Raw genomic sequence first — 18,277 nt, 5'->3', positions numbered from 1 at the left:
GAGATCCAATGGCTGCAGCGCCGGGCAGCATCTGGCGCGGCCGCAGCGATGCAGGCGAGTTGGGCGACACGCGCCGGCTGTTCCATGTCGTGCGCGCGCAAGGCGCCGAACGCGTGCCCGGCGCGCCCGTGCTGCTGGGCTTTTGCTGCGACGCCGGCGTGCTGCGCAACCTAGGCCGTCCCGGCGCGGCTGGTGGCCCGCGCGAGATCCGCCGCGCGCTGGCCGGCATCCCGGCCCATGGCCTGGCAGCGTTCCACGATGCGGGCGATGTCGTCTGCCACGATGGCGATCTCGAGACGGCGCAGCAAGCGTTGGCAACAGCGGTCGCGGCCGAACTGGCGCAGGGTGCATTCCCGCTGGTGCTCGGCGGTGGCCACGAGATCGCCTGGGGCACCTGGCAGGGGCTGCGCGCGCATCTCGATGCGCGTGGCGACCACGGCCGCGTGCTGGTGATCAACCTCGATGCGCACTTCGACCTGCGCACTGGCCGTCCAGGCAGTTCGGGCACGCCCTTCGACCAGATCGCGCAGGCCTGCCACGAGCGCGGACAGCGTTTCGAATACGCTTGCCTGGGCGTCAGCCGCCTCGGCAATACCGCCGCGCTGTTCGCGCATGCCCAGGCGCTTGGCGTGCACTACGTCGAGGACGTGCAGATGCAGGAACGGCACCTGGACGCGCGGCTTGCCGAGTTGCAGGGGCTGATGGATGCGGTCGATCACGTCTACCTCACGATCGACCTGGACGTGCTGCCGGCGGCAGTGATGCCGGCTGTCTCGGCGCCCGCCCCTTATGGCGTGCCCCTGCCCGTGGTGGAGGAGGTGGTGGCGCTGGTGCGCGCCAGCGGCAAGCTGCGCGTGGCGGACCTGGCGGAGTTCAATCCGCTCTATGACCGTGACGCCTGCGGCGCTCGGGCTGCGGCGCGGCTGGCCTACCGGTTGATGGCCTGAGGGCCGTGGTCATCGTCATCGTCATCGCCGCAAAGAACCCCTCCCCGCCGACACTCGGTGGCTCATTGTTGTACAATTGGATTGTACATTTCGATGTGGGAGGTAAGGCTATGCAAACCATTCCATTCTCGGAGGCAAGAGCGCATCTCTCCGATGTGCTTCGGGACGCGGAGAGCGGGCAGGAACCGCTGCTGATCTCCCGGCGCGGTCAGCCGGCTGCAGTGTTGATGTCCTGGTCGCAATACCGGCTGCTTGTCGGTTCCACGTCTGGCTTCTTTGGGCGTTTGAGTGAATGGCGCAGCGAGCACGCGCAACCGGAAGATGAAGCCGACCCATTCGAGCATGTGCGTCAACCCGGCGACGGGCGTGACTTCACATGGTGAGCGCTGCGAGTTGGCTGCTGGACACCAACATTGTCTCGGAGGCAATGCGGCCAGAACCGGATGCAGGGGTCATGGCGAACCTGGCCCGATTCGATGGCGAACTGGTTATTCCGGCGCCGGTCTGGCATGAATTACGTTATGGCTGGCTGCGCATGCCGGATGGCCAGCGCAAGGACGCAGTTGGCCGTTTCGTGCAGGAAGTGGCGGGCAGCTTGCCGGTCTTGCCCTATGACAGCGCTGCGGCACGGATTCATGCCGAGCTACGCAATTCGCGGGAGCGGGCTGGGCTGAGCCTGCCCTTTGTGGACGGACAGGTCGCATCCGTCGCGATGGCGCACGGCCTGACGTTGGTGACGCGCAATATCAGGGATTTTGCCGGGCTGGCGGGCTTGCGGCTGGTCAACTGGTTTGGGGGCTGAGCGCGGGCTCCGGCGCCCAGCTCCCGTTTCAGCTTCAGTCTGGCCCCGCCCATGCAATAGCGGGGCCTTTTTCATGGCCGCTGGTTTGCCAGCTCAGTGAATCACCATCTGCGTGAACGGATGCACATAAGCCTGCAGCGTAATGAACAGCCCCACCAGGATCGCCAGCGCGATCGAGTGGAAAAACACATAGCGCAGGATCTCGCCTTCGTGCCCGTACCACTTGGTGGCGGTGGACGCCACCACGATGGACTGCGCATCGATCATCTTGCCCATCACACCGCCCGAGCTGTTGGCCGAGGCCATCAGGATCGGCGATAGGCCGAGCTGCTCGGCCGTGGTCTTCTGCAGGCCGCCAAAGAGCACGTTGGAGGCGGTGTCGGACCCGGTCAGCGCCACGCCCAGCCAGCCCAGCATGGTGCCAAACAGCGGGTAGAGCACGCCGGTGTGGGCAAAGGCCAGGCCCAGCGTGGCATCCAGGCCCGAGTAACGGGTCAGGTAGCCCACGCCGAACATCGCGCAGATGGTCAGCAGCGAATACTTCACCAGCTTGATGGTCTCCCAGTATTCCCTGACGAGGCGCGGCAAGGAGTAGCCCATCAGCAGGCCGCCGAGAATGCCCGAGACCAGGATGCCGGTGCCGGCCATCGACAACACGTTGAACGTGAAGACCGCGCCTTCGGCAGTGGCCTTCGGCACCACCGGCGGCACCTTGAACACGGCTTTGTCGAGGCCGGGGATGGGGAATTTCCATTGCCACAGGCCGTCCATCAGCTTCTTGAATTCCGGCACGCCCCAGACAAAGACGAATACGGTCAGGATCACCCAGGGCATCCAGGCCTTGACCACCGAGATGCCGGCGGAGGCGGCGCTGGCGCGGGCTTCGGCGGCCACCGCTTCGGGGTCGTCGACCTTGGAGTCGTCCCTGCGGCCGAGGATGCGCGTGGAGGTCCAGATTTCCTTGGGCTTCCAGACCTTCAGGAACAGCGTCAGGCAGCCCATCGACACCAGCGCGGCAATCACGTCCACCAGCCAGGGGCCGTGGTAGTTCGACACCAGGAACTGCGGCACGGCGAAGGTGACGCCGGCCACCAGGATCGCCGGCCAGATCGCCAGCATGCCGCGCAAGCCGGCAAAGGCCCAGATCAGCCAGAACGGCACAAGCAACGAGAAGAAGGGCAACTGCCGGCCGACCATGGCCGAGAGATGCAGCAGGTCCAGGCCTGTCACCGCGGACAGGCCGATCAGCGGCGCGCCCAGCGCGCCGAAGGCCACCGGCGCGGTATTGGCGATCAGCGCCAGGCCGGATGCCGCCAGCGGCGAGAAACCGAGGCCGATCAGGATGGCGCCGGTGACCGCCACTGGCGTGCCGAAGCCGGCGGCGCCTTCAAAGAAAGCGCCGAAGCTGAAGGCCACCAGCAGCAGTTGCAGGCGCCGGTCTTCGGTGATGCCGGAGATCGAGTTCTGCAGCACCTTGAAGGAGCCGTTGATGGTGGTCAGCCGGTGCAGGAAGATGATGTTCAGCACGATCCAGCCGATCGGGAACAGGCCCGATGCGATGCCCAGGCCGGCAGCCTTGCCTGCCATTGCGGCGGGCATGCCGAACACTGCGGAGGCAATGACCACGCCGACCACCAGGGCCAGCCCGGCGGCCAGGTGGGCCTGCAGGTGAAAGAAGGCTAACGCCGCCAGCAGTACGGCGACAGGAATCCCCGCTGCCAGCGTGGACAATGCCAGGCTGCCTAGCGGGTCATAGACTTGAGTCCACACGATGAATCCTCCTCGGGTTGGGGCGACAGGTTTCTTTTGTATTAGGCGCAGGCTGCCGCGTCAGCTTTTTGTCCGGGCGCGTATTGCCAACTTGCCCACCGCGCGACCGGCAAGCTTCGGATTTTAAGGATGGGTTCCTGCCGCGCTGCCCTAAATCCAGTCACCGTCATCGTGAGCCGGATTCATGGATCAGGGTTTGCCTGGGGGGCAGGTTGGCGCACTCGCTGCCTTATTGGCAGAGTACTCCAAACCACTCGATACGCAAATGTATGTTGGCCGGGCCGGTGGTGGCAGAATGTGCCGGTCGTCCTTTTTCGCCTTGGCGCTGCCGGTAAGTCGACCGGTCCGGCATGAAAGGTGGCGTTCTTGTTTCTGAAGGAGCATTGCCATGCTGCACATCCTTCCCGGCGGTCACGTGCTTGCCGCTTTCCTGCTGTCCAGCCTGTTGCTTGCGGTGACACCGGGGCCGGCGGTGATCTACATCGTTGCGCGCACGCTGTCGCTAGGCCGGCTTGCCGGCCTGGCTTCGGTGACGGCCGTGGTGTTGGGCAACCTGGTCAATGTGCTGGCGGCGGCGCTGGGGCTGGCTGCGCTGTTCGCGGTGTCGTCGCTGGCCTTTGCCGTGATGAAGTACGCAGGTGCGGCCTACCTGGTCTACCTGGGAGTGCGGGCGCTGCGCGCGCGACCGGCCGCTGCTGCGCAGGCGGACCCGGCTGCTGGCAGCGCCGGGCTGCGGCGGGTGTTTCGCGATGGCTTCGTGGTGGCCTTGTTCAACCCCAAGACCACATTGTTCTTCGCTGCCTTCCTGCCGCAGTTCATGGACCCCGCCATCGCGGCGCTGCCGCAGAGCGTGGCCCTGGGCGGCACCTTCGTCCTGATCGCCGCCACCACCGATTGCTGCTATGTGCTGGCCGCGGCGGCGTTGTTGCCGCTGCTCGCGCGCGCCAGGGGGGCGCAGGCCGTGGGCCGCTACCTGACGGGCGGTGCGCTGATCGGGCTGGGGGTGCTTGCCGCGGTGTCGGGCGGGCGCAACAGCAAGTAGACCGGCAGGCAAGTCGGCAAATAAGGGGGGGCGGCTCAGACCAGCGGCAGCGTCAGGATGGTGCGGGCGGCAGGCCGTGCACGCATGGCCGCTGCCCAGCGCTCAAGGTGCGGGCGGGGCTGGTGTGTGACTGGCAGGCCCAGCCAGCGGTGGGCGGCGCAGGCAACCGGGATGTCGGCCATGGTGAAGCGGTCGCCGCAGATGAATTCACGCTGCGCCAGGGCTTCGTCGAGCCGGGCCGCGAGCGGTTCGGTGCGCTCCAGGGAGCGGGCGATCAGGTCAGGGTCGCGCTGCTCGGCGGGCAGCCGCACCAGGTGGCGGAATGCGTCGACCATGGCCGGGCTGAAGGCGTTGGTTTGCCAGTCCATCCAGCGATCGGCCAGCGCGCGCGCCTTGACGTTGCCGGGCCACAGGGTGTCCTCGCCGTCGTGTGCGCAAAGATAGCGCACGATGGCGTTGGATTCCCACAGTACAAAGGGCTCGCCGCCTACGTCGGTGCCACGGAAATCCTCGATCACCGGGATGCTGCGGTCGGGGTTGAGCCGGACATAGGCCTCGGTGTCGAGGTCGCCCTCGCTGACGCCAATGTCGATGCGTTCGTGGTCAAGGTGCAACTCGCGCGCGCACCAGACCACTTTCTGCACGTTGATCGATGAGAGCCGACCCCAGATACGCAGCACGAGAACCTTCTCCTCAAGGCGTGGGCCGCGCATGCGCAATGCCTGCGCGTTCGTGGCCCGGACTGACAGGCAATGGCCGTTATCTTGCCATGAAGCCCGCCAGCCCGGTATCGGCCAGCAGACGTATCCGTGCCATGCGTGTCGCTCAAGCGACGCTCAGGCAGCCTTGGCTTGCGGCGCGTGCTTGGCGATGGCTTCGCGGAACAGCGTGCCGAGGATGGCCACGCCTTGCTCGATGCGCTCCGGCGCCACCGTGACAAAGGCCAGGCGCAGTGCATTGCGGCGCGGGTTGCTGGCGTAGAACGGCGCGCCCGGCACATAGGCCACATTGCGGTTGACCGCTTCTTGCAGGATCTCCATGCTGTCCAGGCCTTCGGGCAGCTCCATCCAGATGAACATGCCGCCTTCCGGCGCGTTCCAGGTCACGCCTTCCGGCATGTGGCGCGCGAGGGAGTCCAGCATGGCCTGGCACTGCGCCGCGTAGAGCGTGCGGATGGTGGGGATATGCGAGTCCAGCAGGCCATCGCGCACCACTTCATAGGCAAGGCGCTGGGTGAAGCTGGGCGTATGCAGGTCCGACGCCTGTTTGGCCTGGCACAGCTTGAAGTGCAGCTCGGGCGGGGCGATCACAAAGCCCAGGCGCAGGCCGGGGGCCAGGATCTTGGAGAACGAGCCCATGTAGATCACGCCGTCGGGGTTCATCGACAGCAGGCTCGGCAACTGGTCGCCGCTATAGCTCAGTTCGCCGTAGGGATCATCCTCGACCAGCAGCAGGCCGAGCTCGCGGGCGCGGGCCACCAGGGCCTGGCGGCGCTCCAGCGGCATGCGCCGTCCGGTGGGGTTCTGGAAGTTGGGCAGGGCGTAGAGGAAGCGCGCGCCGGCGGTCAGCTCGGGCGTGAGCGATTCCGGCAGCAGGCTCTTGTCGTCGCCCGGCACCGAGACGAACTCGGGCTCGAACAGCGAGAAGGCTTGCAGCGCGCCGAGGTAGCTGGGTGTTTCCACCAGCACCGGGCTGCCCGGGTCGATCATCACCTTGGCGATCAGGTCCAGCGCCTGCTGCGAGCCGGTGGTGATCAGCACGCGCTCCACGTCCACGGCATGGCGCTTGGCGATGAATTCGCGCAGCGGCATGTAGCCTTCGGTGGCGGCGTACTGCAGGGCGGCTTGCGGGTTGTCGGCGAAGATCCGGGCCACCGCTTGTTCCATGGCCGCTACCGGGAAGGTGGCCGGCGACGGCAGGCCGCCCGCGAAGGAAATAACTTCCGGACGCTCGGTCACTTTCAGGATTTCGCGGATAGCCGAGCTGGTCAGTTGTTGCGCCCGGCGGGAGATGGCCCAGTTCATGATGTTCTCTTGGTGTGTGGGGAGTCGGGTTGGCTCGACTCAGTCAACGATAAAAAGCCGCGCCCCGGTCGGGGTGGACGAACGGTGCGGCTCTGCCTGGTCGGCGACCTGGTAGCTCGTGCCCGCGCGGAGCACGAAATGCCGGCCGTCTTCCAGCTCGGTATGCAACTCGCCTTCCAGCACAAAAAGGATGTGCCCTTTTGTGCACCAGTGATCGGCGAGATAGCCGGCGGAATACTCCACCATGCGAACGCGGATGTCGCCGAACTGGCGGGTGCGCCAGAGGGCTTCCCCGGTGTCGCCGGGGTGGCGGGTCGGGGTGATGTCAGACCAGTCGGTGGTGCCGAAAGGCAGGTTGTCGATGCGCATGAGTTGGAGGTGCCTTCGGCCGGTTGGGCGCAGGGCGGGGGGATCCCCCGGACCCTGGCCTTGCTTCAATTCACTTTGCTCTGCTTTTTGCTCTCTGCTTTGCGCCGGCTTACTTCACTTCGACGATCATCTCGATCTCGACGCAGGCGCCCAGCGGGATCTGCGCTACGCCGAAGGCGCTGCGGGCATGCTTGCCGGCCTCGCCGAAGACTTCCGCCAGCAACTCCGAGGCGCCGTTGGTCACCAGGTGCTGTTCGGTGAAGTCTTCCGTGGAGTTGACCAGGCTCATCACCTTGACGATGCGGGTGACGCGGTCCAGGTCGCCGCCCAGGTGGGTGTTCAGCGTGGCCAGCAGGTCCACGGCGATGCCGCGCGCGGCAACCTTGCCGTCTTCGGTGCCCAGGTCCTTGCCCAGCTTGCCTGCCCAGGGTTTGCCATCCTTGCGGGCAATGTGGCCCGAAAGGAACACGGTATTGCCGGTTTGCGCGGCCATGACGTAGGCTGCGGCCGGTGCGCCAGCGGTGGGCAGTGCGATGCCGAGGCGGGCAAGGGTGTCGTGAACGGACATAGGGTCTCCAGTCAGAGGGATCGTCCCGTAGGGGCAGGGTGGGGTTCTTCGGCGGCGGGCGCGGGCACGGGGCTCGCGGGGGCGCTGCGCACGGCGGTACGGCGGCCCAGGGCTACCACGCCGATCACTGCCACCGCAAAGGCGAGGGTGACGGCATCGAGCGGCTCGGCCAGCAGCAGGGCGCCGCCCGCCAGCGTGAGGAACGGCTGCAGCAATTGTATCTGCCCGACGCGCGCCACGCCGCCTTTTGCGAGCCCGGCGTACCAGAACAGGAAGCCGACGAACATCGAGAATACGGAAACATAGCCCATGCCGATCCAGGCGCGCGGCGAGGCGGCTGCGATCTGGCCGGCGTGCCCAAGCCCGAGCCAGGCCACCACCGGCAGCAGCAGCGGCAGCGCCACGGCCAGCGCCCAGCTGATGGTTTCCAGCCCCCCAAGCTCGCGCGACAGCTTGCCGCCCTCGGCATAGCCCAGCGCGCCCAGCACCATCGCTGCGAACAGCAGCCAGTCGGCATGCTGCAGCCCGCCCGCGCCCTGCCACAGGGCAAAGGCGACCACCAGCGCACTGCCGGCGGCGGCCGACAGCCAGAACGCCGGCGACGGCCGCTCGCGGCCGAACCAGGCGGCGAAGACCGCCGTGGCCAGGGGCAGCAGGCCAGTAATGATGGCGCCGTGGCCGGCCGGCACTTCACGCATGGCCAGTGAGGAAAACAGCGGAAAGCCCACCACCACGCCCAGCGAGGTCACCCCCAGGCGCCACCACTGGCCGCCCCGGGGACGGCGCGCGCGGGCGAATGCGCCGCGCTGCCACAGCAGCACCAGCGCCAGCAGCGCAGCCACCACCGCACGGCCAAGCGCGACGAAGGTGGCGTCCAGTTCGGCCACCGCCATGCGCGTGAAGGGCAAGGTCTGGCTGAACACGGCCACGCCGGTAAAGCCGAGCAGCATGCCGCCGCTGTGGGTGTCGGCAGGGGCGCTAGCGATGGGTTGGGCAGAGGTGGTTCTGGCAGCCATGGCGTTTGAGTTTGAATTAGTGCAGGGTGGGCCGGCCAGCCAGCGCGATCCACAGCGCCGTGAGTGCCAGCGCCAGGCCCATTGCGCGGTTGAACCAGCGGATGCGGTGGCCCACCTGCAGCCATTGCCGCAGCGCGGCGCCAATCACGCCGTACACGCCATTGCTGACAAAGCCGAACACGCCGAATACCGCGCACACCAGCACGGCCCGATGCACCGGCGACTGCGCGCCGGCCATATACGAGGCGGCCGTGGCCAGCGCCAGCATCCACGCCTTGATATTGGCGTACTGCAGCACGGCCGACTGCCACATCGACAGCGGGCGCAGCACCTGCTTGTCCGACAGCACGGCACTGCGCGCCAGTTTGAGCGCCAGCCACAGCAGGTAGAGTACGCCGGCGGCATGCACCAGCAGCGCTAGCGCCGGGCTGGCCAGGACCAGCGCGCCAATGCCCGCCGCGCATAGCGCCAGGATGCTGGCAAAGCCGAACGCTACGCCCACGCAGTGCGGCAGCGTGGCGCGCAGGCCAAAGTTGGCGCCCGTGACCGCGGCAATCGTCGTGTTGGGGCCGGGGGTGAAGGCGCCGACTGCCATCAGCGACAGCAGCGCGGCGAACTGGGCAGCCGACAGCCCGGTGAGCAGAGCGGGATCCATCTATCGTCTTGCCGCTCTCACGCAGCGAACTGCACGACCACGCGGCGGTTGGTGCGGCTCTTCTTCTCGATCTTGGTCACCAGCACGGCGCCGATCTCGCCGGTGCCCGCCACATGGGTGCCGCCGCAAGGCTGGCGGTCCACGCCGGGGATGTCGATGATGCGGATGACGCCGCTGCCCGCGGGCGGCGCCGCGCCCACCGTGCGTACCAGCTCGGGCTGCTCGGCGAGTTGCTCGGACGTGATGCGCTCCACCTGCACGCGGCTGTCGGCGTCGATCAGCGCATTGAGCTGCTCGGTGAGCACGGCCTTGTCGAGCGTGGATTCCGGCAGGTCGAAGTCGATGCGTGCCGAGTCGGGCGAGATGCCGCAGCCGGTCACTGGCACCGGGATCAGCGAGCCCAGCAGGTGCAGGCAGGTATGCAGCCGCATCAGCCGGTGGCGGCGCTCCCAATCGATCGTGACGGCCACGATGTCGCCCGCCTCCGGCAGCGCCGTACCCGGCGCCGGCACGTGCAGGATGTGGCTGCGGTCCGGGGCGTACACGGTTTCCAGCAGTGCGATGGTCGCGCCGTTGGCCAGCTTGAGGGTGCCGGTATCGCCCGCCTGGCCGCCGCTGCGCGCGTAGCACACGGTCTGGTCGAGTTCGATGCCGTCAGCGTGCACGGCTACCACGGTGGCGGTGCAGCTGCCGAGATAGGCGTCGTCGTCGAAGCGTTTGCGGGTGGCGGACATCAGAGGGGCTCCTCGGTGGTTGTTCTTGTTGTGACAGTATTTTTTGCGTCTCGCGTCCTACGTCTTGCGGCAGTCGGCGCTCCGGTTCAGCGCAGCGTGCGCACGCCATCGGGCGTTTCTATCTCCGCGCTCAGTTCCGCGAGCGTGGATGCTTCCGGGACGAACTGGGTGCCGCCCAGCCATTGCAAGGCCTCGGCCAGCCGTGCGGCCTGCGGATGGCGTGCCCGCAGCGAGCGCAGCGCCAGGCCCTGGTTCGGCAGCCGGGACGACGGATGGGTCGATACATCCCACTGGATCAGCGTGGGGAGGATGCCGTCGCCCGGCGTCGCCGCGCCGTTCGTGCCATCCGCATCGTCAGCCGGCCACGCGGGCAGGCTGCCGTCCTCCGGCGCGGTGATGCGCCAGCGCAGGTCGCCACGTGTCATCGGGATGACCGGCGGGATGCGCGCAGGGTACTGCGCCTGCCACAGGGACAGGTCGGCGGGGCGTTCCACCCGCGCGACCCAGTGCATCAGGAAGGGACCATGGCGCAGCCGGGCCTGCACTGCCTCGGTGTCCAGGCCAAACCAGCGCGGCCGCGTGGGAGCCGGTGCCTCGGGGTCGATGGCGATGACTTCCAGGTAGATGCCGCCGAACAGGCCGAGCAGGCAATTGTGGGTGCCCATGCCAGGGTGCGCGCCGCCCGGCTGGGGCGTCACGCCGAGCGCGTCTGCGACATGCTGCGCCCCCGCTTCAAGCGTGGGGGCGGCGATCACGAGATGGTCGAGGGCAATTGTCATTGTGTGTTGATGGTAGACAAGGTTGTCGGTACAGTACCGATACAGTTATGCAGAACATTCTCAGTACAGTGGCGGGAGCAGGGCATGAACAGCAGGGAACCGGTTGCGCCAGGGCTCAAGGATAAAGGAGCCGGGGCGGGCAAGCAGGAGGGCGCGGCTCCCCAGGCTGGCGAGCAGGCGCGTTCATTGCGCCTGGTCATGCCTCCGCCCACCGAGCGCATGCCCGACCCGGTGCCCTCGGCACAGATGACGCTGGTGGAGCAGTTGACCGAGTGGGCGCGGCTGCGCATCGACGAGCGGGTCTTCCGCGCCGGCATGCGCATGCCCTCGATTCGCCAGCTCGCGCAGGAAAAGGGCATCTCGCGCTTCACCGTGGTCGAGGCCTATGAGCGGCTGGTGGCGCTGGGCTACCTCGAATCCCGCCGCGGCTCGGGCTTCTATGTGCGCGAGCGCACGCCCCAGGTGGCGGCGGTAGCGCCCGTGGCTACCGGCGCACGCAATATCGACGTGACCTGGCTGCTGCGCAGCATGTTCCACTCCACCGAGCCGCATAAGTCTCCGGGGATGGGCTTCCTGCCGAACGACTGGCTGGACGGCGAGCTGATCGCCAGCGCGCTGCGCGGCCTGGGACGCCAGCCGGGCAGCCACTTCCTGGCCAGCGGCACGCCGCAGGGCTTCCTGCCTTTGCGCCAGCAACTGCGCAACCGCCTGGCCGAACTGGAGATCGGTGCCACCCCCGAGCAGATCGTGCTCACCTCCGGCATCACCCAGGCGCTCGACCTGATCGCCCGGCTCTACCTGCGCCCCGGCGACGCGGTGCTGGTGGGCGACCCGGCGTGGTTCGTCATGTTCGGCCGCTTCGCCGCCCAGGGCGCGCAGCTGATCGGCATGCCCTACACCGCCGAGGGCCCGGACCTGGAGGCGCTGGAGCGCATCCTGCAGGCGCGCCGCCCGCGCCTGATGGTGATCAACTCGGTGCTGCACAACCCCACCGGCACTTCGCTGTCGGCCGCCAAGGCCTTCCAGTTGCTGCGCCTTGCCGAGCAGTACGACCTGCTGATCGTCGAGGACGACATCTATTGCGACCTGTGCCCGCCGGGTCACTCCGCCACCCGGCTGGCCAGCCTGGACCAGTTGCGCCGGGTGATCTACCTGGGCAGCTTTTCCAAGACGCTGGCCGCCAACCTGCGCGTGGGCTTTATCGCCGCCCATCCGGAGCTGGCCGCCAGCCTGACCGACAGCAAGCTGCTGGCTGGCCTGGCTTCGCCGGAGATCAACGAGCGCGTGCTGTACAAAGTGCTGACCGAAGGCCATTACCGCAAGCACGTGGAGCGCGTGCGCAACCGGCTCGACCGGGCGCGCGACGAGACCCGGCGCACCATCGAGCGGATGGGCCTGTCGCTCTTTGCGGGCCAGCACGCCGGCATGTACCTGTGGGCGGACACCGGGCGCGATACCAACGCCATTGCCGTCGCCGGGCATGAGGAGGGCTACCTGTTCGCCCCCGGCAGCTTGTTCTCGCCGTCGCAGATGCCGTCCGGCTGGATGCGCTTCAATGTGGCCAGCAGCCAGGACCCTGCCATGCTGGCCTTCCTGGCGCGCCAGCTGGAGCGGCGCTAACCGGGTCCCAACCGGGCGATGTCTTGAAAACCGCTCGGATGCCCTTATGTTTCGGGTCACCGGCCTGACGCCGGCCCATAGGCCCCCGGCTGCCGGCCCGTCACATTGCCTGGATTCCCAAATCAGCCAAGTTAGCCAAGATTGTTAAGAGGAGAACCATGACCGCACCGCACGAGACGATGAGCTTCCAGGCGGAAGTGAAGCAACTGCTGCACTTGATGATCCACTCGCTGTACAGCAACAAGGAAATTTTCCTGCGCGAGCTGGTTTCGAATGCTTCCGACGCCACTGACAAGCTGCGCTTCGAGGCGATTGCCAACCCGGCCCTGCTCGAGAACGACGCCGACCTGGCGATCCGCATCGAGGCCGACGCCAAGGCCCGCACGCTGAAGATCACCGACAACGGCATCGGCATGAGCCGCGACGAGGCGATCCGCAACCTTGGCACCATCGCCCGCTCGGGTACCAAGGAATTCTTCCAGCAGCTATCCGGCGACCAGCAGAAGGACGCCGCCCTGATCGGCCAGTTCGGCGTGGGCTTCTATTCGGCGTTCATCGTGGCTGACAAGGTCACCGTGGAAACGCGCCGCGCCGGCCTGCCCGCCAGCGAAGCCGTGCGCTGGGAAAGCGCAGGCGACGGCGAGTTCACCGTCGACGCCATCGATCGTGCCGAGCGTGGTTCCACCATCACGCTGCACCTGCGCGAAGGCGAGGACGATTTCCTCTCCGCCTGGAAGATCAAGGGCATCATCCAGAAGTATTCCGACCACATCTCGCTGCCGATCCGCATGCCCAAGGAAGTCTGGGATGCCGAGACCAGCGCTTACAAGGAAACGGGCGAGTGGGAGAGCGTGAACCAGGCCAGCGCCCTGTGGACCCGCTCCAAATCGGATATCACCGAAGAGCAGTACACCGCTTTCTACCAGCACATCGCGCACGACAACGAAGCGCCGCTGGCCTACACCCATAACCGCGTCGAAGGCCGCAGCGAATACACGCAGCTGCTGTACGTCCCGGCGCGCGCGCCGTTCGACATGTGGGACCGCAACCACAAGGCCGGCCTCAAGCTCTATGTGAAGCGCGTCTTCATCATGGACGATGCCGAGCAACTGCTGCCGGCCTACCTGCGCTTCGTCAAGGGCGTGGTGGATTCGGCCGACCTGCCGCTCAACGTCTCGCGCGAACTGCTGCAGGAGAGCCGCGACGTGAAGGCTATCCGCGAAGGCTGCACCAAGCGCGTGCTGTCGATGCTGGAAACGCTGGCGGACAGCGAGGACGAAGCCGAACGCGCCAAGTACACCACCTTCTGGCAGCAGTTCGGCCAGGCGCTCAAGGAAGGCCTGGGCGAAGACGCCGCCAACCTGGAGCGCATCGCCAAGCTGGTGCGCTTTGCTTCCACGCATCAGGACAGCGCCGAGCAGAGCGTGGCGCTGGCCGCTTACGTGGGCCGCATGAAGGAAGGCCAGGACAAGATCTACTACGTCACGGCCGATAGCTGGGCCGCGGCCAAGTCGAGCCCGCACCTGGAAGTGTTCCGCAAGAAGGGCATCGAAGTCCTGCTGCTGACGGATCGCGTGGACGAATGGATGCTGTCCTTCCTGCGCGAGTTCGATGGCAAGGAACTGGTCTCGGTGGCACGCGGCGACCTGGAGCTTGGCGCGCTGGCCGACGCCGACGAGAAGGCCGAGCAGGAAAAGGCCGAAGGCGACTGGAAGGACGTGCTCGAACGCGCCAAGGCTGTGCTCGAAGGCAAGGCCAAGGACGTGCGCGTCACGCTGCGTCTGACCGAGTCGGCATCCTGCCTGGTCTCGGATGAAGGCGACATGAGCGGCTACCTGCAACGCCTGCTGAAGCAGGCCGGCCAGAAGGCGCCCGACGCCCAGCCCATCCTGGAGCTGAACCCTGACCACGCGCTGGTGAAAAAGCTGCGCGCGCTGGTGGAGGCCGGTCCCACGGACGACGCCTTCGGCGACCGCGTGCACGTGCTGTTCGACCAGGCCCTGCTGGCCGAGGGCGGCACGCTCGAAGACCCGTCGATCTACGTGCAGCGCGTCAACAAGCTGCTGGCGTAAGCGTAGCGGGTTTGCTCCCTCTCCCGCCTGCGAGAGAGGGACCGGGAGAGGGCGGGCGCCAGCGGCAAGCATGACGCATGCAATCCGCGCAGGCGCCTGTCCTCCCCCGGAGCCAGGTACACTCGCCCCATGCCCGTCCCATCTCCCGCATCCCCTCTGGTTCTCCCCCCCGATCTACAGCAAGGCCTTGTACCGGTCATCGATCGGCACATCCGCGTACTGGTGCTGGGCAGCTTTCCCGGCGCGGCGTCGCTGGCGGCGCAGCAGTATTACGCGCATCCGTGCACGCGTATCGCCGCATATGAATTACGATCGATAGGATGTCGGAAGGACTTGGGTGTCGCAATGGAAGGACCCACGTCGAAATGACCAAGCGTTGCTTCCCACCAATCGTAGATGCAAACACACGGATTCTAATTCTCGGTAGTCTGCCAGGAGAGATGTCGTTAGCCCTTGGGAAATACTATGGGAATCCGCAAAACAAATTCTGGAATTTGGTCGGCGACGTGATCGAGCAGGATCTGGTCGCGATGGATTACCCGGCGCGTCTCAAGACCTTGCTTGAACATCGCATCGGTCTATGGGATGTCGTGGCAGAAGCACAGCGTAGCGGGAGTCTGGACAGCCGCATCCGCGATCACGCCAGTAACGATTTGAATATCTTGATCAAAACCTTGGCAAATCTGGCTGCAATCGCGTTCAATGGCGGAATGGCTGTGAAGATAGGGATGCGAGCGCTGGGTGAAACGGCGAACCAGTATCGGATCGTCCGTTTGCCGTCGAGTAGCCCCGCGTATGCGGCGGTTTCGTATCAGACGAAGCTGGCGGGGTGGCGTGAGCTACGGGAGTATTTGGTGGATTGATGTGCTGAGTTGTCTGTGCGGTGACTCGTGCGAAGTGGGCGTGCTTCGTTGACCGTAGACGACCCTGAACGGACAGTCATGCTGCACTGATCCCTGTTTTTCCAGAAAGGGCTGATCGGTAAAAACCTGCCCCACTTGCGCGGGGCAGGGGCATGCAACAGCGAACGCACCTCATTGCAACACTACTTGACGCGCTTCCAGATCACGTCGTGCGCGCCACTGCCGTCCGATGGTGCGTTGTCGGTATAGGTTAGTTGATCCCCGGAAACCTTGAACGCCCGCTTGAACGTAGCTCCGTCCCAATTCGGGAATGTGCTGGCCTCGACGTTGAACGTAATGGTTTTCTCTTTCACGTCTACCACATACTTGCCATAGTGGAAGACGCTGCCGCCGACGATCGCCTGGTTTTCCTCAGCGGTCCCTTTGCCTCGCACACCCGCGGCGATTTTCGGCAGTGTCGCGCGTGCGAGATTAAGCGAATAGTGGCCGTCAGACCCTAGAATCAGCTGGCCGCGCGGATTGTCGCCGAACGACGTAGCCACGACGGGAGTATAAGTGCCGGCGACACTCTTGGCGTCCTGTGCGGATGCGTTCCCAGTAGGCAATGCGAGTGCTGCGAACAGCAGCAAAGCGGAAACTGAGGACAGGTTGGTCTTGTTTTTCATGGTCATCCTTATAGGTGTTTTGGCGCCACAAGACCCCATGCCCCAAGCGTTGATAAACAGGATAGGCGAATTAGAGAAAATTACAGGGTCGTGGTCGAATATTTTCTCGCTGCACTACGCCAGAAAGACCGTTCCCGCTTGCTCAACTCCGTACGAATTGGTTTGCGAATCATGGCACGATCTCTTGCCTGTCCGCGCGAGGTGCTTTCACCGTGAGTCTATGCTGACCGTCCGGTTGTGGCCGAATCCAGCCCCAGCCCCAGCCCCAGCCACGCCAGTTTGCAGAGAGTCGCTGACGCACGGGACTCGGTGAGCCAGGTGTCAAATTGACCAAAACGCCAACACCTTCTGGAATTTGGTGGGCGATGTCATCGGGCAGGATCTGCGGAACATGGAGTACGCCGCGCGCTTGCAGACGCTGCTCGCGCACCGTATCGGCCTGTGGGATGTAGTGGCCGAAGCCAAGCGCGAGGGCAGTTCCGACGGCGCCATCCGCGACCATGCGGGAAACGATCTGGTGGGTTTGATCGAATCGTTGCCGGAGTTGGCTGTGATTGGTTTCAACGGAGGCACCGCGGAGCGCATTGGTTTGAAGGCGCTTGGCCCACATGGCGAACGTTATCAGATCGTCCGACTTCCCTCCAGTAGCCCGGCCCACACGTTGCCTTACGCGGAAAAAATACGCTCTTGGCAGGGGATGTGCGCATGGGTGACCACCCCCCGAACTTGATGCTCCAGGCCGTTGCCCCCATGCAGACGCTCGGTTGTCGGCATCGGAAGGGCAGTCCCCGATGCCACTGCGTGATGCCGTGCGCGATCGGAGCTGTGCGGACATCAACAAGACCGTCCTTCTAGGGGTGCCCTGGATCATCTTGCCGCAATGGCTCGCTCCAGCGTTTTCCCGCGTCAAGGAGCGAGCCGCTCAGATCATCCCCTTCAGGCTTCGATCCGGTCGTGACCCAACTCAGCAGATCGGTGAACGCGCGGTTTCGTTCCGCTGTTGAATAATCGCAATGCACAAAGCGCCGGGACGCGCGCTGCACCAGCATTGCGCTCGCGCCGCTGGCCTCCACCCATTCCCGGTATTGCTGCTCTGTCCTGATGGGGACTTGCGCGTCTCCTGTTCCGTGAATGGTCATTAAAGGAACCTTCAGATTGCCCTTGAAGCGGGTAAATTCGTAGTGTGTGTCAGCGTTGCGCGCTGACGGGTCAGGAGCAATCCGCTTGACGCTCCGGTTGAGTGCGGCGTCGTCCACGCCCAGTTCCGGATCAACGTGATACTTTTCACCGATGTTGCCGAGCGCTGCCCCTCTGAATGTGGTATCCGTGATCACGATCACGGCCAAGTCGAAGTTGCTTCGATAGGCGGCAGCAAATCCTTCCTCGGCAAATGGCCGGTGCCCGCCGCCAAGATTGATGACAGCACTGCGAAAGCGCTTTCCGGCATCCGTCAGCTTATCTGCCGAAGCACCAAGCGCTGGATAGACCTTCTGGTTCAGTAGCGCAACGACATCGGCCGGTCCATGGACTTCCTGCGCAAAAAAGTCGACCCCTGAAAAGTAACCGGCAAGCACGGTATAGCTGAGCAGATAGTTCAATCGCTCGATGCCATTGATGCTGCCGCACTCAGTGATTCCGCCGCTGTAGATATCGGGATACCGTTCCAGCGAAGCCACCACGACATTGCCGCCCATCGACCTTCCGTAGATGAACGTACGTTTTGGCGTGCCGATCATCTGTTTGAACAGTTCGCGCAGGATGAGAGTGTCTTGGACGCCGTCATCCGGGTCGTAGCCGCTGGCGTGATTGCTGGATGCGGCCCACGCGACACCCTGTCGGATGGCAAGCTCCCTGACCGGCAGGTACGGAGCCGTCAGCCTACGCGTGGTATTCCAGCCGTGCGCGAACAGGACCAGATCGCCATTCCATTTGTCCGGCACCTCGATGCGATAGCCGGAACCGGCGACTTGGCCAAAATAGGCCTTCGCACCGGGCAATGCGCGAAACGTCGGGTCCTCAACGTTTGGATTCGGGCCGGCTTGTGGGATGGCAAACGTACGCCCTGAAGCCGATGGCATCGAGACGGATGGCAAAGGAGCGCATGCGCCAGCCATCAGGAACAGGAGCAACGAAAAGGTGGGTGCGCCGAGTCTTTTCATCATGTCCTCGCTTTCCGAAAGATGACGCCGTCGAGTCTTTGCTACGCGAATACGTTCCCTTACCCGGGGCGTCGCGTTTCGCCATCGCGTGCGGTAGCCCACCCCGTTTTCGCATCGAACTTGGCCGATGCACGCTCCCTGTTGCGGCGCAACAGTCCCGCGCAGGGAATTCGGGGTAGCTTAGTAATATGC

At 65.3% G+C, this 18,277-nt stretch carries 18 protein-coding genes and 2 pseudogenes; 9 read left to right on the top strand and 11 right to left on the bottom strand.

All coding sequences use genetic code 11. From position 1 onward, the window contains the following. Nucleotides 1–8 precede the first annotated feature (8 nt). Genes hutG through RR42_RS14615 form a run of 3 tightly spaced genes read left to right on the top strand, consistent with a single transcriptional unit; the run spans nucleotide 9 to nucleotide 1,749 of the window. Nucleotides 9–947, top strand: coding sequence for a formimidoylglutamase (gene hutG / locus RR42_RS14625; protein WP_043348117.1), 939 nt, complete (start codon nucleotides 9–11; stop codon nucleotides 945–947). A gap of 5 nt (nucleotides 948–952) precedes the next feature. Continuing rightward, nucleotides 953–1,330 carry a type II toxin-antitoxin system Phd/YefM family antitoxin gene (locus RR42_RS14620; RefSeq protein WP_043348113.1) on the top strand — a complete coding sequence of 126 codons (378 nt, stop codon included), beginning with the start codon at nucleotides 953–955 and terminating at the stop codon, nucleotides 1,328–1,330. Then, complete coding sequence (locus RR42_RS14615; protein WP_043348111.1) at nucleotides 1,324–1,749, top strand: type II toxin-antitoxin system VapC family toxin; 426 nt, start codon at nucleotides 1,324–1,326, stop codon at nucleotides 1,747–1,749. Before RR42_RS14620 ends, RR42_RS14615 begins: the two co-directional genes overlap by 7 nt. A gap of 93 nt (nucleotides 1,750–1,842) precedes the next feature. Here the strand turns inward: RR42_RS14615 and RR42_RS14610 are convergent, their stop codons facing one another. Continuing rightward, the gene (locus RR42_RS14610; protein WP_043348108.1) at nucleotides 1,843–3,519 is read right to left on the bottom strand and encodes an L-lactate permease; all 1,677 of its coding nucleotides are present in this window, start codon (nucleotides 3,517–3,519) and stop codon (nucleotides 1,843–1,845) included. 388 nt (nucleotides 3,520–3,907) lie between these two features. Here RR42_RS14610 and RR42_RS14605 point away from each other — a divergent pair, with 388 nt between their 5' ends. Next, a complete protein-coding gene (locus RR42_RS14605) occupies nucleotides 3,908–4,561 on the top strand; it encodes a LysE family translocator (RefSeq protein WP_043348104.1) in 654 nt (217 codons plus the stop codon). A 35-nt stretch (nucleotides 4,562–4,596) separates the two neighbouring features. On the opposite strand, the gene RR42_RS14600 is transcribed toward RR42_RS14605, so the two are convergent. The 8 genes from RR42_RS14600 to RR42_RS14565 form a co-directional block, all read right to left on the bottom strand. Then, a complete protein-coding gene (locus tag RR42_RS14600) occupies nucleotides 4,597–5,241 on the bottom strand; it encodes a glutathione S-transferase family protein (RefSeq protein WP_043352127.1) in 645 nt (214 codons plus the stop codon). 156 nt (nucleotides 5,242–5,397) lie between these two features. Next, a complete protein-coding gene (locus tag RR42_RS14595; protein ID WP_043348101.1) occupies nucleotides 5,398–6,585 on the bottom strand; it encodes a PLP-dependent aminotransferase family protein in 1,188 nt (395 codons plus the stop codon). Nucleotides 6,586–6,624: 39 nt separating this feature from the next. Beyond that, complete coding sequence (locus RR42_RS14590; RefSeq protein WP_043348099.1) at nucleotides 6,625–6,954, bottom strand: DHCW motif cupin fold protein; 330 nt, start codon at nucleotides 6,952–6,954, stop codon at nucleotides 6,625–6,627. 109 nt (nucleotides 6,955–7,063) lie between these two features. Next, entirely contained in the window at nucleotides 7,064–7,522 is a 459-nt protein-coding gene (locus RR42_RS14585; RefSeq protein WP_043348096.1) for a RidA family protein, read from the bottom strand. Between the two features lie 11 nt (nucleotides 7,523–7,533). Next, a complete protein-coding gene (locus RR42_RS14580; RefSeq protein WP_144409897.1) occupies nucleotides 7,534–8,472 on the bottom strand; it encodes a DMT family transporter in 939 nt (312 codons plus the stop codon). An 82-nt stretch (nucleotides 8,473–8,554) separates the two neighbouring features. Continuing rightward, nucleotides 8,555–9,193 (bottom strand): LysE family translocator, encoded by a 639-nt coding sequence (locus RR42_RS14575; RefSeq protein WP_043348089.1) that lies wholly within the window; start codon nucleotides 9,191–9,193, stop codon nucleotides 8,555–8,557. A gap of 17 nt (nucleotides 9,194–9,210) precedes the next feature. Continuing rightward, nucleotides 9,211–9,927 carry an alanyl-tRNA editing protein gene (locus RR42_RS14570; protein ID WP_043348085.1) on the bottom strand — a complete coding sequence of 239 codons (717 nt, stop codon included), beginning with the start codon at nucleotides 9,925–9,927 and terminating at the stop codon, nucleotides 9,211–9,213. Between the two features lie 86 nt (nucleotides 9,928–10,013). Further along, nucleotides 10,014–10,706: a VOC family protein gene (locus RR42_RS14565; protein ID WP_043348081.1), complete on the bottom strand. Its 693-nt coding sequence runs from the start codon at nucleotides 10,704–10,706 to the stop codon at nucleotides 10,014–10,016. 198 nt (nucleotides 10,707–10,904) lie between these two features. On the opposite strand from RR42_RS14565, the gene RR42_RS14560 reads away from it, so the two are divergent. The 4 genes and pseudogenes from RR42_RS14560 to RR42_RS14550 all read left to right on the top strand — a co-directional run bounded on the left by RR42_RS14560 (nucleotide 10,905) and on the right by RR42_RS14550 (nucleotide 15,261). Then, nucleotides 10,905–12,326, top strand: a complete 1,422-nt coding sequence (locus tag RR42_RS14560; RefSeq protein WP_052494806.1) for a PLP-dependent aminotransferase family protein — start codon at nucleotides 10,905–10,907, stop codon at nucleotides 12,324–12,326. Between the two features lie 158 nt (nucleotides 12,327–12,484). Further along, nucleotides 12,485–14,398 carry a molecular chaperone HtpG gene (gene htpG, locus RR42_RS14555; protein ID WP_043348077.1) on the top strand — a complete coding sequence of 638 codons (1,914 nt, stop codon included), beginning with the start codon at nucleotides 12,485–12,487 and terminating at the stop codon, nucleotides 14,396–14,398. A gap of 129 nt (nucleotides 14,399–14,527) precedes the next feature. Continuing rightward, nucleotides 14,528–14,680 (top strand): annotated as a pseudogene (locus tag RR42_RS41140) (DNA-deoxyinosine glycosylase); the annotation flags it as partial. Between the two features lie 83 nt (nucleotides 14,681–14,763). Further along, nucleotides 14,764–15,261 (top strand): DNA-deoxyinosine glycosylase, encoded by a 498-nt coding sequence (locus RR42_RS14550; RefSeq protein WP_043348074.1) that lies wholly within the window; start codon nucleotides 14,764–14,766, stop codon nucleotides 15,259–15,261. 182 nt (nucleotides 15,262–15,443) lie between these two features. On the opposite strand, the gene RR42_RS14545 is transcribed toward RR42_RS14550, so the two are convergent. After that, a complete protein-coding gene (locus RR42_RS14545) occupies nucleotides 15,444–15,926 on the bottom strand; it encodes a lipocalin-like domain-containing protein (protein ID WP_063778442.1) in 483 nt (160 codons plus the stop codon). 340 nt (nucleotides 15,927–16,266) lie between these two features. On the opposite strand from RR42_RS14545, the pseudogene RR42_RS14540 reads away from it, so the two are divergent. After that, nucleotides 16,267–16,656: pseudogene (locus RR42_RS14540) on the top strand (DNA-deoxyinosine glycosylase); the annotation flags it as partial. A 121-nt stretch (nucleotides 16,657–16,777) separates the two neighbouring features. On the opposite strand, the gene RR42_RS14535 reads toward RR42_RS14540, so the two are convergent. Further along, the gene (locus RR42_RS14535; RefSeq protein ID WP_144409825.1) at nucleotides 16,778–18,088 is read right to left on the bottom strand and encodes an alpha/beta hydrolase family protein; all 1,311 of its coding nucleotides are present in this window, start codon (nucleotides 18,086–18,088) and stop codon (nucleotides 16,778–16,780) included. Nucleotides 18,089–18,277 lie beyond the last annotated feature (189 nt).

This window comes from Cupriavidus basilensis (genome assembly GCF_000832305.1).
GTDB classification, from domain to species: Bacteria; Pseudomonadota; Gammaproteobacteria; order Burkholderiales; family Burkholderiaceae; genus Cupriavidus; species Cupriavidus basilensis_F.
Note: the sequence above shows the minus strand (reverse complement) of the source record. Positions and strands in the feature narration are given on the sequence as shown.

Bases quoted from the DNA above. Each gene is read 5' to 3' on its own strand.
- RR42_RS14550 (WP_043348074.1), top strand. From the start codon at position 14,764: ATGACCAAGCGTTGCTTCCCACCAATCGTAGATGCAAACACACGGATT.
- RR42_RS14560 (WP_052494806.1), top strand. From the start codon at position 10,905: ATGCCTCCGCCCACCGAGCGCATGCCCGACCCGGTGCCCTCGGCACAG.
- RR42_RS14570 (WP_043348085.1), bottom strand. From the start codon at position 9,927: ATGTCCGCCACCCGCAAACGCTTCGACGACGACGCCTATCTCGGCAGC.
- RR42_RS14565 (WP_043348081.1), bottom strand. From the start codon at position 10,706: ATGACAATTGCCCTCGACCATCTCGTGATCGCCGCCCCCACGCTTGAA.
- RR42_RS14535 (WP_144409825.1), bottom strand. From the start codon at position 18,088: ATGATGAAAAGACTCGGCGCACCCACCTTTTCGTTGCTCCTGTTCCTG.
- RR42_RS14575 (WP_043348089.1), bottom strand. From the start codon at position 9,193: ATGGATCCCGCTCTGCTCACCGGGCTGTCGGCTGCCCAGTTCGCCGCG.
- RR42_RS14585 (WP_043348096.1), bottom strand. From the start codon at position 7,522: ATGTCCGTTCACGACACCCTTGCCCGCCTCGGCATCGCACTGCCCACC.
- RR42_RS14580 (WP_144409897.1), bottom strand. From the start codon at position 8,472: ATGCTGCTCGGCTTTACCGGCGTGGCCGTGTTCAGCCAGACCTTGCCC.
- RR42_RS14595 (WP_043348101.1), bottom strand. From the start codon at position 6,585: ATGAACTGGGCCATCTCCCGCCGGGCGCAACAACTGACCAGCTCGGCT.
- RR42_RS14615 (WP_043348111.1), top strand. From the start codon at position 1,324: ATGGTGAGCGCTGCGAGTTGGCTGCTGGACACCAACATTGTCTCGGAG.
- RR42_RS14545 (WP_063778442.1), bottom strand. From the start codon at position 15,926: ATGAAAAACAAGACCAACCTGTCCTCAGTTTCCGCTTTGCTGCTGTTC.
- RR42_RS14590 (WP_043348099.1), bottom strand. From the start codon at position 6,954: ATGCGCATCGACAACCTGCCTTTCGGCACCACCGACTGGTCTGACATC.
- hutG (WP_043348117.1), top strand. From the start codon at position 9: ATGGCTGCAGCGCCGGGCAGCATCTGGCGCGGCCGCAGCGATGCAGGC.
- RR42_RS14605 (WP_043348104.1), top strand. From the start codon at position 3,908: ATGCTGCACATCCTTCCCGGCGGTCACGTGCTTGCCGCTTTCCTGCTG.
- htpG (WP_043348077.1), top strand. From the start codon at position 12,485: ATGACCGCACCGCACGAGACGATGAGCTTCCAGGCGGAAGTGAAGCAA.